Here is a 13,472-nt window from a genome sequence, read left to right on the forward strand (position 1 = left end):
CCTGCCGGGGATGCTGATTTTGCTGGCCGCACTCCCCTTCTGGGCGGCGCTGCGCCGGCGGCCCGGCGCGCAAGCGGCGATGCGCGGGGTGAATGCCGCCGTGGTCGGGCTGCTGGCCGCTTCGCTCTATAACCCGGTCTGGACCAGCGCGGTGCTGCGCCCGGCCGATGCGGCGCTGGCGCTGGTTCTGTTTCTACTGCTGCTGGTTGCCAAGCTGCCGCCGCTGGCGGTGGTGGGGCTTGGCGCGCTGGGCGGGATGGGGCTGATATTCATTTAGATATCATGGGCTTATTCGAACCCGGCCGCCTCGTCCATCCGCGTCCCCTCCCGCACCCCCTCGATATCGCCAAGCGCCACCAGCAGATGGGAAAGCGGACGCTTTTCTGCCGGATCTCCCGCTCGGTGCCGATCAGCGCGGAAAATAGAAAGGCCAGCGACAATTCGCCGATCTGCAGCCCGTTCGGATCGAAACCATGCAGCATCAAAGATGCCTCCCGCAGCCCTGCCTGAGCGGCACGCTGCCAAAACATGAAAACGAGGTCAGGCTCCTTGCATTACAAGCCTCTCGGTGGTTCAGATTGGGGTGATTGGGGAGATGCCTATGCCGATTAAACATGCGGGGCAGCAGGCGCCGGCCAAACTGGCAAGCGGGTTTGCGGGATGAGCGCGCTGCCCTATCGCGCCGCCTTGGAGGCTTGCGCCGCCGAGCCGATCCGCATTCCCGGGGCCATCCAGCCGCATGGCGCGCTGCTCTGTTTCGATCCGCAGACCCTGGCCCTGCGCCAGATGAGCCGCAATGCAGCGGCGATGCTGGGGGTCGAGCTGGCGCCTGGTCCCCTGCCAGCCGGGCTTTCAGGGCTTAAGGCGCCGCTGCGCGCCTGGCTGGAGAGCGGCGATGTCGTGTTCCTGAAAGTGCTGGAGGTCGCCGGGCGGCGCTGGCAGCTGCAAGGGCATCTCACCCCGCAAGGCGCGCTGCTGGAATTCGAGCCGCCGCCGCAGCCGGATGAGGAGGCGCTGGAGAGCCTCTATCCCCGGCTCAGCGCCTTCATGGCGGATCTCAGCGCTTCGGCGGATCTGGCCGGGGTGGCGCGCGCCGCGGTGCGCGAAATCCGCGCGCTGACGCAGTTCAACCGCGTGCTGGTCTATAGTTTCGATGAGACCGGCGACGGTACCGTGCTGGCCGAGGCCAATGATGGCGTGCTGCCCAGCTATCAGGGTTTGCGTTTTCCCGCCTCCGACATTCCCGAACAGGCCCGGGCTTTGTACCGGCTCAGCCGCATCCGGCTGATCCCTGCGGTGGATTACACGCCCTGCCCGATCGAGCCGGTGAACAGCCCGGTGGACCAGGCGCCGCTGGACCTCTCCCGCGCGGGCTTGCGCAGCGTCTCGCCGGTGCATCTGGAATATATGCGCAATATGGGCACCGGCGCCTCGATGTCGGTCTCGATCCTGGTGAATGGCGCGCTCTGGGGGCTGATCTCGGCGCATAACGCGGCGCCGCGCATGGTCAACCCGCAGATTCGCAATGCCTGCGACATTCTGGGGCAAGTGCTGTCGATGCATATCGAGACCCGGCTGCAGGCCGGGCTGGCGGCGGAGCGGCTGGCGCTTTCGGCGGTCGAGCAGAGCCTGCTGGCCGGGCTGGCGGAGGCGCCGAGCCTGCAGGCGGGGCTGGCCGCGCATGCGGCCGAGCTGCTGGCCATGCTGCGCGCGCAAGGGGCGGCGACCATCATCCAGGGCAAGGTCTGGATGACCGGGCAGACGCCGGATGAGGCGGCGATCAAAGCCTTTGCGGCCGATCTGCAGGCCGCCGGGGAAGAACAATTCGAGACTGACAGCCTGGCTCAGCGTTGGCCGCAGGCGGCGGGCTTCGGCGCCCAGGCCAGCGGCATGCTGGCGATCTCCACCTCCCAGGTGCATGCGGATTACGTCTTCTGGTTCCGCCCGGAGCTGGTGCGCACGGTGGAATGGAGCGGCAATCCGGTGAAGGCGGCGGAGCCGGTTTCCGGCCGGCTGCACCCGCGCAAATCCTTTGAGATGTGGAAAGAGCGGGTGGAGCTGCGCAGCGCCCCCTGGCGCCCGGCCGAGATTGAAACCGCGATCTCCTTTCGCAACGCCATCCAGACGCTGGTGCTGCGCCGGGCGGAGGAGCGGGCCGAGCTGACCGATATGCTGGAGCGCTCCAACCGCGAGCTGGAGGCGTTCTCCTACTCCATCTCGCATGATCTGCGCGCCCCTTTCCGGCATATTGTCGGTTTCGCCGAGCTGCTTTCGGATCGTGAGCGCTCGCTGGATGAGCGCTCGCGTCATTACGTCACCACGATCAAGGACGCGGCGGTCTCCGCCGGGCGGCTGGTGGATGATCTGCTGGCCTTCTCCCAGCTCGGCCGCAGCCAGCTCCATAAAACCCGGGTCGATATGGCGAAGCTGGTGCAGGAGGCGCGCCGGCTGCTGGAGCCGGAGTTGGGCGGGCGGCTGGTGCAGTGGCGGGTCGAGCCCCTGCCCGATGGTTGGGGCGATGCCACCATGCTGCGGCAGGTCTGGCAGAACCTGCTGCAGAACGCGATCAAATATACCCGTGGCCGGGAGATGACGCGGATTTCAGTTGGCGGTACGGCGCAGGGCGGCAAAATCCGCTACTGGGTGGAGGATAATGGCGTCGGCTTCGAGATGGCCTATGCCGGCAAGCTGTTCGGGGTGTTCCAGCGGCTGCACCGGATTGAGGAGTTTGAGGGCACCGGCATCGGGCTGGCGCTGGTGAAACGGATTGTCGAGCGCCATGGCGGCACGGTCGAGGCGCACGGTGAGCCAGGCAAGGGCGCGCGCTTCAGTTTCGTGCTACCCGAGGCTGGGCATGACAAAAGGAAGACGATAAGTGGCTGATTTGCGACCTATTTTGCTGGTCGAGGACAATCCGAGGGATCTGGAGCTGACGCTCGCGGCGCTGGCCAAATGCCAGCTCGCCAACGAGATCGTGGTGGCGCGGGACGGGGCGGAGGCGCTGGATTATCTCTATGCGCGCGGCGCCCACGAGAACCGCGTGCCGGGCGACCCGGCGGTGGTGCTGCTGGATCTGAAGCTGCCGAAGGTGGATGGGCTGGAGGTGCTGGAGAAGGTGAAGTCCGACCCGATGCAGCGCCAGATCCCGGTGGTGATGCTGACCTCCTCGCGCGAGGAGCGCGACCTTTTGCGCAGCTATGAGCTGGGGGTGAACGCCTTCGTGGTGAAGCCGGTGGACTTCAACGCGTTTTTCGAGGCGATCCAGGATCTGGGGATGTTCTGGGCGATTTTGAACGAGCCGCCGCCGGGTGCGCGATCCAATGGCATCTGAGACGCCGGTTCGGGTTCTGCTGCTAGAGGATAGCGCGGTCGATGCCGAGCTGGTGGCGGCGCATCTGCGCAAGGCGGAGCTGGAGGCGGAGATCACCTGCGTCGCCACCCAGGCGGATTTTCGCGCGGCGCTGAAGCGCGATACGCATGATGTGGTGCTGGCGGATTATTCGCTGCCGGATTTCGACGGGCTGAGCGCGCTGGCCATCGCCCAGGAGCTGCGCCCGCATCTGCCCTTCGTGTTCGTTTCCGGCGTGGTGGGGGAGGAATTCGCCACCAATGCGCTGAAGCTGGGGGCGCTGGATTATGTGCTGAAGCGTAATCTCTCGCGCGTCGCCCCGGCGGTGCGCCGGGCGCTGGACCAGGCACGCGAGCGCGGCGAGCGCCGGGACGCGCTGGCGGCGCTGGAGCGCAGCGAGATGAATGCCCGCCTCGCCGCCGAGGCGGCGAAGCTGGGCTTGTGGGAATATGCCCCGGAGAGCGAGACGCTGCGCTGGGACGACACCGCGCGCTGGATTTTCGGCGCCGGCCCGCAGGACGAGCTGAGCCTGGAATTTTTGCGCGCGCGCTGCCACGAGGAAGATGGCGCGGCCTTGTTCGCGGCGCTGCGCGCGGCGCTGGAGGGGCAATCCGGCAAGACCGCGCGGGTGCAGCAGGATATCCGCATCACCCTGCCCGGCGGCGCCTTGCGCTGGGTGGCCGTGCATGGCCAGGCGCTGGCCGATACCACGCGCAGCCTGCGGCTGGTGGGGGTGGTGCGCGACATTACCGAGGAGCGCCACGCCCAGGAGATCATGCGCGCCGAGGCGCAGGAGCTGGAGCGCCAGGTGGCGATCCGCACCGCCGAGCGCGACCGGATCTGGCGGTTGAGCGACGAGCTGTTCGCCGTGGTCGATCTGGGCGGGCGCATTCGCCGCGCCAACCCGGCCTGGGAGAGCCTGCTTGGCTATCAGGAAGGCCGGCTGGATGGCTGCCTGCTGAGCCTGCTGCTGCATCCGGAGGATCGCGACGGGCTGGCGGAGGTGCTGCAAGAGCTGCGCGATGGCCGCAAGCCGCCGCGCCGGGAGGACCGGTTCAGCCACCAGAATGGCGGCTGGCGCTGGATTTCCTGGGGGGCGGTGGCGGAGGAGGGGGCGGTCTATCTCGCCGGGCGGGATGTGACCGCCGAGCGCGAGGCGCGGATCGCCCTGGCCGAGCGTAATGCCGAGCTGGCGGCGCAGATCGAGGAGCGCCAGCGTGTGGAGGAGACGCTGCGGCAGATGCAGCGGCTGGAGGCGGTGGGCCAGCTCACCTCCGGCGTGGCGCATGATTTCAACAATCTGCTCACTGTGATTCTCGGCAATATCGGCTTCGCCGAGCGCCGGCTGAAAACCGCCGAGGATGATAAATTCCTGCAGCGTTTGCAGACTATGCGCAGCGCGGCCGAGCGCGGCGCCTCGCTGACCGCGCAGCTGCTCGCCTTCTCCCGCCGTCAGCGGCTGGAGCCGAAGGCGGTGGATCTGAACGAGACGGTGCAGGGCATGCGCGAGCTGCTGCAAAGCACGATGGGCGGCTCCATTCGCATCGAGACGAATCTGCGCGCGGATTTGTGGAGCGCGCTGGTCGATCCGACCCAGATCGAGCTGATCATCCTCAACCTCGCGATCAATGCCCGCGATGCGATAGAGGTGGGCGGCACGCTGACGCTGGAGACGGCGAATGTCAGCCGCACCGGCCCGCGCCAGCGCCCGGAGGAGCCGCCGCCGGGGGATTATGTGATGCTCTCGGTGCGCGATACCGGCACCGGCATGAGCCCGGAGGTGCTGGCCAAGGCGTTCGAACCGTTCTTCACCACCAAGGAGGTGGGCAAGGGCTCAGGGCTGGGGCTGGCACAGGTTTATGGCTTCGCCGCGCAGTCCGGCGGCGGGGTGAATATCGAGACGCGGATCGGGGTTGGCACCACCATCTCGGTATTTCTGCCGCGTACGCAGACGGCGCAGGAAGCCGGGCCGGACGCGGCGGCGCATGCCCCCGTTCCGGCGGCGCAGGCCGGGCAGACGGTGCTGGTGGTGGATGATGATCCGCAAGTGCGCGAGGTGACCAGCACGGTTCTGGGCGAGGCTGGCTATCGGCTGACGGAGGCCGCCAGCGGAGCCGAGGCGTTGGCGATTTTGCGGACGAAGCAGCGCGTGGATCTGCTGGTGGCGGATTTCGCCATGCCGGGGATGAGCGGGGTGGAGCTGGCGCGGGAGGGCCAGGCCTTGCGGCCGGGGCTGAAGGTGCTGTTCGTCACCGGCTATGTCGATCTCACCTCGCTGGATGGGGTCGGCGAGGCGCAGATCATCCGCAAGCCCTTCCAGGAGGAGGAGCTGCGGGCCAAGGTTTCGGAGCTGCTGCGCGCTTCGCCGCCCGGCAATGTGTTGCGCTTCACCCGCTCGGGCTGAGGCGGCGCGGCGTTTTGGGGCGGCTTTGCGTCAGAAGATCTGCTCGCCATGCAGAACCACATCCAGCCCTTCGCGCTCTTCCTCGCGGCTGACACGCAGCCCGACCAGCAGATCCGTGAGTTTCAGCAGCACCCAGCTGACCGCGGCGCAGTACAGAATGGCCACGCCAACGCCCAGCGCCTGCACGCCCAGCAGATGCAGCCCGCCAATGGCCGCATTGTTGGAGAGCGGGCCGAAGGCGAACCAGCCGGTGGCGAGCGTGCCGATGATGCCGGCAATGCCGTGCACGCCGAACGCATCCAGGCTGTCATCGTAATCGAATTTATGCTTCAGCTCGGTCGCTGTCCAGAAACATACCGCCCCGGCAACGAGGCCGATCAGCAAGGCCGGGCCGGGCAGCACATAGCCGCTGGCCGGGGTGATCGCGACCAGCCCGGCCACCGCCCCGGAGATTGCCCCCAGCACAGAGGGCTTGCCGCGTAGCACCCATTCCACCCCGGCCCAGGCCAGTGTGGCGCCGGCGGCGGCCATCTGGGTGGCCAGCACGGCCATGCCGGCGCGCGGGTTGGCCCCCATCGCGCCGCCGGAATTGAAGCCCATCCAGCCGACCCAGAGCAGCGAGGCGCCGATGACCGCATAGCTGAGATTCCACGGCGCCATGTTCTCCTGGCCATAGCCCAGCCGCTTGCCGAGCATCAGCGCGCAGACCAGCCCGGTGACGCCGCAATTGATTTCCACCACCGTGCCGCCGGCGAAATCCGCCAGGCCAAGCCGCGCCAGCCAGCCATTCGGCGACCACACCCAATGCGCCAGCGGCGCATAGACCAGTAGCGACCAGAAGGTGAAAAACACCAGCAGGGCGGAAAATTTCATCCGGTCGGCGCAGGCGCCGGTGACCACCGCCGGGGTGATGATGGCAAAGCTCATCTGGAACATCAGGAAGACGCTCTCAGGAATGCCGGTCTGCACCGCGAAGGGGGTGCCGGCGGCGATGGTGAAGGGCTTGTCCCAGCCATTGGCGAGGCCCGCCAGCAACAGGCGCGAGCCATCGCCGATCCAGCCATTGCCGGGGCCGAAGGCGAGGGAGTAGCCCGCCAGCATCCAGAGCACGCTCACCAGCGCGCACAGCATGAAGGATTGCATCATGGTGGCCAGCACGTTCTTCTTGCGGACCATGCCGGCATAGAACAGCGCCAACCCCGGCACCGTCATCAGCAGGACCAGCACCGTGCACATCAAAACCCAGGCGATGTCGCCTGGTTGCAAACTCTGCATCTTTTTTCTTTTGCCTCTGGCGTCAACGGCCCGTTCGCGGACCTTGCGGGTGCGTTATCGTGCGCGCCGCTGCCCGTCAACGCGCTGGCGGCAGCGGGTTTGGCCGGCGGCTTGTATCCCGGCGCGGGGGCAGGGGGGCGGTGAGGCCGCCCGCCACCCGGGGCGTTGAATAGGGTAGGGGGGTATGCTATGGCGCCGGGATGACGCATGCGGTGAAAGACAAGCAGCGCCTGCTGGCGCGGGTGCGGCGCATCCGCGGCCAGGTCGAGGCGATCGAGCGGGCGCTGGAGAGCGAGGCGGGGTGCGAGACGGTGATGCATCTGATCGCCGCGATGCGCGGCGCCACCGCCGGGCTGATGGCGGTGGTGGTCGAGGACCATGTGCAGAACCATCTGGTCGATGAGGCCGCCCATCCTGGCGCGCTGGACCGCGACGCGGCGGCGCAGCTTCTGGAAATCGTGAGGACTTATCTGAAATGAGCGAGAGCAACAGCCTGGCGCATGAGCATGTGTTTCTGGGTGCGGACCATGCCAATAGCGAGCGCCGCACCTGGTGGGTGATCGCGCTGTGCGGCGCGATGATGCTGCTGGAGATTGTCGGCGGCTGGCTGTTCGGCTCGCTGGCATTGGTGGCGGATGGGCTGCATATGAGCACCCATGCCGGGGCGCTGCTGCTGGCGGCTTTGGCCTATCGCTATGCCAGGCGCCATGCGCGCGATCCGCGCTTTTCCTTTGGTACCGGCAAGCTGGGCGATCTTGCCGGCTTCACCAGCGCCATCATCCTGGCGATGATCGCGCTGTTGATCTTCTACGAGGCGGTGGGCCGGTTTTTTTCTCCGGTGCCGATCGATTTCGCGCAGGCGCTGCCGATCGCGGGGCTGGGGCTGGTCGTGAATATCGCCAGCGCCTGGCTGCTCTCCGGCGGGCATCATCACCATCACGGCCATAGCCACGGTCACGGCCACGATCATGACCATGACCATGATCATCACCACCATGCCGGGCGGGACAATAACATGCGCGCCGCCCTGGTGCATGTGGCGGCGGATGCCGCCGTCTCGCTGGCGGTGATCATCGGGCTGCTGCTGGCACGCGCCTTTGGCTGGGTGTGGATGGACCCGCTGGTCGGCGTGCTGGGGGCGGTGGTGATCCTTAGCTGGTCCTACGGGCTGCTGCGCGATACCGGCGCCATTCTGCTCGACATGATCCCGGACCAGAAGATGGAGCGCGCCATTCGCGGCATCGTCAACCGCGCCGGAGACGAGGTGCTGGACCTGCATCTCTGGCGGCTGGGGCCGGGGCATCTGGGGGCGATCCTGTCGGTTGCCAGCGCCAAAGGCCGGGATGAGGATTTCTACCGCGCCCGGCTGGAGGGGTTTGAGGGGCTCTCGCACATCACCATCGAGATCCGCCAGCGCCGGATTTGAAACCGGCGCGCCCCGGCGGCATAAGCGGGGCGCACAGCAGAGGCGTTTCCATGGCCGCGCAGAAAGACAATATCGCCCGCAAACCCAGCCGCTCCAGCGGCCGCGATGCCTATGAGCTGCTGCTGGAAGGCATCGAGAACGGCGCCCTGCCGGCCGGCACCCGGCTGCGCGAGACCGAGCTGGCGCAGCGTTTCGCGCTCAGCCGTACGCCGATCCGCGAGGCGCTGAAGCGGCTGGAGCAGCAGGGGCTGATCACCCATGAGCCGCATCAGGGCATGGCCGTCACCTCGCTGGATTATAACCAGATCGCCGAGCTGTACGCGCTGCGGGAGGTGCTGGAAGGCACCGCGGCGCGGCTGGCGGCGCAGCATGCCTCGGCCATCGAGATCAGCGTGCTGGAGGAGATGGTGGCGGCGGACCGTGCCCGCATCGAGGATGCCGTCATGCTGGCGCGTACCAACCGGGCCTTCCACCAGCAGCTGCGCGATGCCGGGCGCAACCAGTATCTGGCCCAGGCGCTGGAAAATCTGCGCCTGTCGCTGGCGTTGCTGCCGGGCACCACGCTGGGCGCGCCGGGGCGGGGGGCGTCGTCGGTGGAGGACCATGCCGCCATCGTCGCGCGCATTGCCGCGCGGGATCCGGAGGGAGCGGAGGCGGCGGCGCGGGAGCATATCCGCAATGCCTTCAAGACCCGCATCCAGCTTTTGCAGCAGCGCTTCACCGGCTGACTTGCGGGCATTTTGAGGCTGCCGGGGCTGTGCGCCGGCCTGCCCACCCCAGGCGGGCGTGCGGCGGGGGCGGGCCTGATGCGCGGCGGCGCGATGAGCCGGCGGATTGACAGGACAAGGCTATCGCCGATAATTGTATGCAACTGCATACAAAGGCGAGGCCGGGATGGATCAGAAAGCCCTGCGTTACGACATTGTGGTGATTGGCGGCGGCAACGCGGCCCTCACCGCCGCCCTGGAGGCGCGGCTGGCCGGGGCCAGCGTGCTGGTGCTGGAACACGCGCCAAAGGCGATGCGCGGCGGCAATTCCCGCCACACGCGAAATATCCGCGCCATGCATGCCGCCCCCACCTCGGTGCTGACCGAGTCCTATCTGGAAGATGAGTACTGGGACGATCTGCTGCGGGTGACCGGGGGCCAGACCGATGAGGCGCTGGCGCGGCTGACCATCCGCGCCACCCAGGAGGCGCTGCCCTTCATGGCGCGCTGCGGGGTGAAATTTCAGCCCTCGCTGACCGGCACGCTGAACCTCTCGCGCACCAACGCGTTCTTCCTGGGCGGCGGCAAGGCGTTGCTGAACGCCTATTATGCCACCGCCGAGGCGCTGGGGGTGGAGGTGCTCTACGACACCCAGGTCACCGAAGTGGCCCTTGAGGGCCGCCGGGTGCGGCGGCTGAAGGTCGTCTGCAAGGGGTTTCCGCTGGAGGTGGCGGGCAAGGTCGTGATCGCCGCGTCCGGCGGCTTTCAGGCGAATATCGAGTGGCTGAAACAGGCCTGGGGGCCACAGGCGGAGAATTTCCTGATCCGCGGCACGCCCTACGCGCAGGGGCGGGTGCTGCGTCATCTGCTGGACCAGGGCATCGCCTCGGTCGGTGATCCGACGCAATGCCATGCCGTGGCCATCGATGGCCGGGCGCCGAAATTCGATGGCGGCATCGCCACCCGTTTGGATTGCGTGCCGTTTTCCATCGTCGTCAACAAGCATGGCCAGCGTTTCTATAATGAGGGCGAGGATGTCTGGCCGAAGCGCTACGCGATCTGGGGGCGGCTGGTGGCGCAGCAGCCGGACCAGGTCGCCTACAGCATCATCGACAGCCAGGCGGAAAAACTCTTCATGCCGTCGGTATTTCCGGCGATCAAGGCGGACAGCATCGCCGCGCTGGCGGAAAAGCTGGGCCTGGAGCCCGCGGCTTTGGAAGCGACCGTGGCCGCCTACAATGCCGCCTGCGTGCCCGGCGATTTCGACAGCTCCAGGCTCGACGGCGTGCATACGCAAGGGCTGGAACCGCCAAAGACCAACTGGGCGCGGCCGATTTTGCAAGCGCCTTTCATCGGCTATCCGCTGCGGCCGGGGATCACCTTCACCTATCTCGGCGTGAAGGTGAATGAGCGCGCGGAAGTGATCATGCAGGATGGCGGTGTGATGGAAAATCTCTACGCTTCGGGGGAAATCATGGCCGGCAGCATTCTCGGCAAAGGCTATCTGGCGGGGTTCGGCATGGCGATCGGCACGGTGTTTGGCCGCATCGCGGGCAAGGAGGCGGCGCGCAATGTCCAGCGTTGAAATGATCGAGAGCCCGGCGATGGCCGATAGCCGCCGCGCCATGGAAGTGTGCAATGCCTGCCGCTATTGCGAAGGGTTCTGCGCGGTGTTTCCGGCGATGGAGCTGCATCGCGATTTCGCCGCGGGTGATCTCTCCTACCTCGCCAATCTCTGCCATGGCTGCAAAGGCTGTTACTATGCCTGCCAATATGCGCCGCCGCATGAATTCGGCATCAATGTCGCCCGCAGCTTCGCGCTGCTGCGCCAGGAGAGCTATGCCGAACATGCCTGGCCGGCGCCGCTGGGCCGGGCCTTCGCCCGCAACGGGCTGGTGACGTCGCTGGCGATGGCGGGCGGCATCGCGCTGGTGCTGCTGCTGACTTTCCTGCTGCAATCGCCGGGGACGATCTTCGGTGTTCTGCCAGTGACGCCGGGGGCTGGATTCTACCTGATCATCCCGAAAGCGGTGATGACGCTGACGGCGCTGGCCGCCGGGCTGTTCGCGGTGCTGGCGATGGGCATGGGGCTGGCCTCCTACTGGAAGGCCAGCGGCACGCGTGGCTGGAGCGTGAAGGATCTGCGCCAGGCCTGCAAGGATGCCGCCAGCCTGCGCTATTTCGGCGGCAACGGCCATGGCTGCAATGACAAGGATGGCAGCTTTTCCACCACACGCCGGCATCTGCATCATCTGATGGCCTACGGGTTTCTGCTCTGCTTTGCCGCCACCAGCGTCGGCGCCTTTGAGGATCTGATCCTCGGCTGGCCCGCACCCTACCCGTTGCTGAGCCTGCCGGTGCTGCTGGGGCTGGCTGGTGGCATCGGCATCATCTTCGGTTGTGCCGGGCTGCTCTGGGTGAAATTGCAGGCGGACCAGGAACCGCAGGCGCGTGAGTTGCTGGGGGCGGACGCCGGGCTGTTGCTGCTGCTGTTGCTGATTGCCGCGACCGGGCTTTTGTTGCTGGCCCTGCGCGGCACCAGCGCCCAGGGGGTAACGCTGTGCGTGCATCTCGGCCTGGTGCTGGGGTTTTTCGTGACCATGCCCTACAGCAAATTCGTGCACGGGCTCTACCGTTTCGCCGCCCTGCTGCGCAATGCCCGGGAGCAGCGCGAAGCTGGTTGAGCCAGCGTAGCGGGGCCATTCGGCTGTGCTGCGGTGCAAACTTGCCCAAATTGTCATGCGCGCGCGCCGGGTAAATCTCTGGCGCGCGGCTTTATTTGGGGTTATCGCTTTTCCCAAGATATATTTTTCGTAATAAGGGGGGAGTATGAGCGAAAGCCTCGTCGTGCCGAGTGCCGAGCAGATCCGCAAGGTTGCTGTTGCCAGCTTGATCGGATCGGTCATCGAACAATATGACTTTCTGGTCACCGGCATCACCGCCGCCACCATCTGGGGCGGTTTGTTCTTCAAGCTGCCGGGGCTGGCCGCGGTGGCCGCCGCGATCGGCGTCTATGGTCTGGGCATCATCATCCGCCCGCTTGGCGCCTTCATCTTCGGCAATATCGCCGATAAATATGGGCGCAAGGATGCGCTGGTCTGGGCGCTGGTGCTGATGGGTATTTCCACCCTCGCCATCGGGCTGACGCCGACCTACGCCTCCATTGGCGTGGTCGCACCGGTGCTGCTGGTGATTTTCCGTCTCTGCCAGGGCATCAGCTTCGGCGCCGAGTTTGGCACCGCCTCCACCTGGGTGGTCGAGCAGGCCGCCAACACCAAGCACCGCGCCTTCTGGGGCGCCTGGGTCGGGTTTGCGATTCCGATCGGGCTGATTCTCGGCTTCACCTCGGTGCTGTTCGTGAAATCGCTGATGAGCCCTGCGGATTTCATCGCCTGGGGCTGGCGCATCTTCTTCTTCATCGGCTTCCTGGTCGCCATCGTCGGCATCCTGATCCGCTCGCGCACCGAGGACAGCTATCTGTTCGACAAGCTGCGCGACAAGAGCCATGTGCTGGACTTCCCGGCCGCGCGGGTCTGGCGCGAGATGCCGCTGCGCATCATCCGCACCTCCTTCGTGAATGCGATGTTCTCCGGCGCCTTCTTCCTCTCCTTCGTGTTCGGCACCAGCTACATGAAAGCTGTCGGCTTCACCGCGACGCAGGCGGAAGTGATCGGGCTGATCGCCGCCGCCTTCATGCTGGTGTTCATGGTCATCGGCTCGTTGCTCGCGGATAAGATCAACCGCCGCACCGTGCTGTTGATTTCCGCCGTGGTGTTCCTGGTCTTCATCATTCCGTATTTCTATCTGATCAACACCCAGAACATCTATCTGGCGGCGATCGCGGAAATCATCGGCTTCGGCTTCGTGTTCGGCTTCGGCTATGGCGCGATCCCGACCTTCTACACCGAGAATTTCCCGACCCGCTATCGCGCCTCCGGGGCGAGTGCCGGTTATCAGATCAGCCAGGTCTATGGCGGCGGCCTGCTGCCGATCATCGCCGGGCAGATCCTGAAGGATCTCGGCATTCATCACGCCTATCTCTATATCGGTGGGATCGTGATGGTGTATGCGCTGGCGGCGATCATCGCCATTCTGATGACGCCGGATACCACCAAGATCGACATGAACGCGGATTACTGAGCACCGCGCGCATCACGAAAAATGCCGGCGTCAGCCGGCATTTTTTTTGCCTATCCAGCAAGCCAGCCCGTGATGCCGGCGAGGCTGCGGAACTCTTCAAGCGCGCGCGCCGCGCCGCCGGGAAAGAGCGGCGCGGCCATGTGGGCGAGCGCGCGGCCGGGGCCGAACTCC

Annotated in this window: 11 protein-coding genes; 10 read left to right on the forward strand and 1 reads right to left on the reverse strand. The window is 66.3% G+C overall.

The window, feature by feature from the left end:
- The 4 genes from MXAZACID_RS20135 to MXAZACID_RS10280 all read left to right on the forward strand — a co-directional run.
- A partial coding sequence (locus MXAZACID_RS20135; protein ID WP_039885172.1) for a chromate transporter occupies window positions 1-277 on the forward strand: 277 nt, incomplete at its 5' end.
- Between the two features lie 383 nt (window positions 278-660).
- Window positions 661-2,883, forward strand: a complete 2,223-nt coding sequence (locus MXAZACID_RS10270) for an ATP-binding protein (protein WP_008494256.1) — start codon at window positions 661-663, stop codon at window positions 2,881-2,883.
- Window positions 2,876-3,331 (forward strand): response regulator, encoded by a 456-nt coding sequence (locus MXAZACID_RS10275; RefSeq protein ID WP_008494257.1) that lies wholly within the window; start codon window positions 2,876-2,878, stop codon window positions 3,329-3,331. The genes MXAZACID_RS10270 and MXAZACID_RS10275 overlap by 8 nt, the downstream gene beginning before the upstream one ends.
- Window positions 3,321-5,753, forward strand: a complete 2,433-nt coding sequence (locus MXAZACID_RS10280; protein ID WP_008494258.1) for a response regulator — start codon at window positions 3,321-3,323, stop codon at window positions 5,751-5,753. The genes MXAZACID_RS10275 and MXAZACID_RS10280 overlap by 11 nt, the downstream gene beginning before the upstream one ends.
- Before the next feature lie 30 nt (window positions 5,754-5,783).
- Here MXAZACID_RS10280 and MXAZACID_RS10285 read toward each other — a convergent pair whose 3' ends face one another.
- Window positions 5,784-7,028, reverse strand: coding sequence for an ammonium transporter (locus tag MXAZACID_RS10285; RefSeq protein ID WP_008494259.1), 1,245 nt, complete (start codon window positions 7,026-7,028; stop codon window positions 5,784-5,786).
- Between the two features lie 200 nt (window positions 7,029-7,228).
- Between MXAZACID_RS10285 and MXAZACID_RS10290 the strand changes: the two genes are divergently transcribed.
- From MXAZACID_RS10290 to MXAZACID_RS10315, 6 genes are all read left to right on the forward strand, one after another.
- Complete coding sequence (locus tag MXAZACID_RS10290) at window positions 7,229-7,507, forward strand: metal/formaldehyde-sensitive transcriptional repressor (protein WP_008494260.1); 279 nt, start codon at window positions 7,229-7,231, stop codon at window positions 7,505-7,507.
- Entirely contained in the window at window positions 7,504-8,454 is a 951-nt protein-coding gene (gene dmeF, locus MXAZACID_RS10295; protein WP_008494262.1) for a CDF family Co(II)/Ni(II) efflux transporter DmeF, read from the forward strand. Before MXAZACID_RS10290 ends, dmeF begins: the two co-directional genes overlap by 4 nt.
- 50 nt (window positions 8,455-8,504) lie before the next feature.
- Window positions 8,505-9,182 carry a GntR family transcriptional regulator gene (locus tag MXAZACID_RS10300; RefSeq protein ID WP_008494264.1) on the forward strand — a complete coding sequence of 226 codons (678 nt, stop codon included), beginning with the start codon at window positions 8,505-8,507 and terminating at the stop codon, window positions 9,180-9,182.
- Between the two features lie 166 nt (window positions 9,183-9,348).
- Window positions 9,349-10,746: an FAD-dependent tricarballylate dehydrogenase TcuA gene (gene tcuA / locus MXAZACID_RS10305; RefSeq protein ID WP_008494265.1), complete on the forward strand. Its 1,398-nt coding sequence runs from the start codon at window positions 9,349-9,351 to the stop codon at window positions 10,744-10,746.
- Window positions 10,733-11,845 carry a tricarballylate utilization 4Fe-4S protein TcuB gene (gene tcuB / locus MXAZACID_RS10310; RefSeq protein WP_008494266.1) on the forward strand — a complete coding sequence of 371 codons (1,113 nt, stop codon included), beginning with the start codon at window positions 10,733-10,735 and terminating at the stop codon, window positions 11,843-11,845. The genes tcuA and tcuB overlap by 14 nt, the downstream gene beginning before the upstream one ends.
- Window positions 11,846-11,990: 145 nt before the next feature.
- Window positions 11,991-13,301 carry an MFS transporter gene (locus MXAZACID_RS10315; protein ID WP_008494267.1) on the forward strand — a complete coding sequence of 437 codons (1,311 nt, stop codon included), beginning with the start codon at window positions 11,991-11,993 and terminating at the stop codon, window positions 13,299-13,301.
- The last annotated feature ends 171 nt before the right edge of the window (window positions 13,302-13,472 follow it).

The organism is Acidocella sp. MX-AZ02, assembly GCF_000306035.1.
In the GTDB taxonomy this organism is placed as follows: Bacteria; Pseudomonadota; Alphaproteobacteria; order Acetobacterales; family Acetobacteraceae; genus Acidocella; species Acidocella facilis.

Excerpts from the sequence above, each read along its gene's own strand:
- MXAZACID_RS10270 (WP_008494256.1), top strand. The coding sequence starts at position 661 with ATGAGCGCGCTGCCCTATCGCGCCGCCTTGGAGGCTTGCGCCGCCGAG.
- MXAZACID_RS10280 (WP_008494258.1), top strand. The coding sequence starts at position 3,321 with ATGGCATCTGAGACGCCGGTTCGGGTTCTGCTGCTAGAGGATAGCGCG.
- MXAZACID_RS10285 (WP_008494259.1), bottom strand. The coding sequence starts at position 7,028 with ATGCAGAGTTTGCAACCAGGCGACATCGCCTGGGTTTTGATGTGCACG.
- MXAZACID_RS10290 (WP_008494260.1), top strand. The coding sequence starts at position 7,229 with ATGACGCATGCGGTGAAAGACAAGCAGCGCCTGCTGGCGCGGGTGCGG.
- dmeF (WP_008494262.1), top strand. The coding sequence starts at position 7,504 with ATGAGCGAGAGCAACAGCCTGGCGCATGAGCATGTGTTTCTGGGTGCG.
- MXAZACID_RS10300 (WP_008494264.1), top strand. The coding sequence starts at position 8,505 with ATGGCCGCGCAGAAAGACAATATCGCCCGCAAACCCAGCCGCTCCAGC.
- tcuA (WP_008494265.1), top strand. The coding sequence starts at position 9,349 with ATGGATCAGAAAGCCCTGCGTTACGACATTGTGGTGATTGGCGGCGGC.
- tcuB (WP_008494266.1), top strand. The coding sequence starts at position 10,733 with ATGTCCAGCGTTGAAATGATCGAGAGCCCGGCGATGGCCGATAGCCGC.
- MXAZACID_RS10315 (WP_008494267.1), top strand. The coding sequence starts at position 11,991 with ATGAGCGAAAGCCTCGTCGTGCCGAGTGCCGAGCAGATCCGCAAGGTT.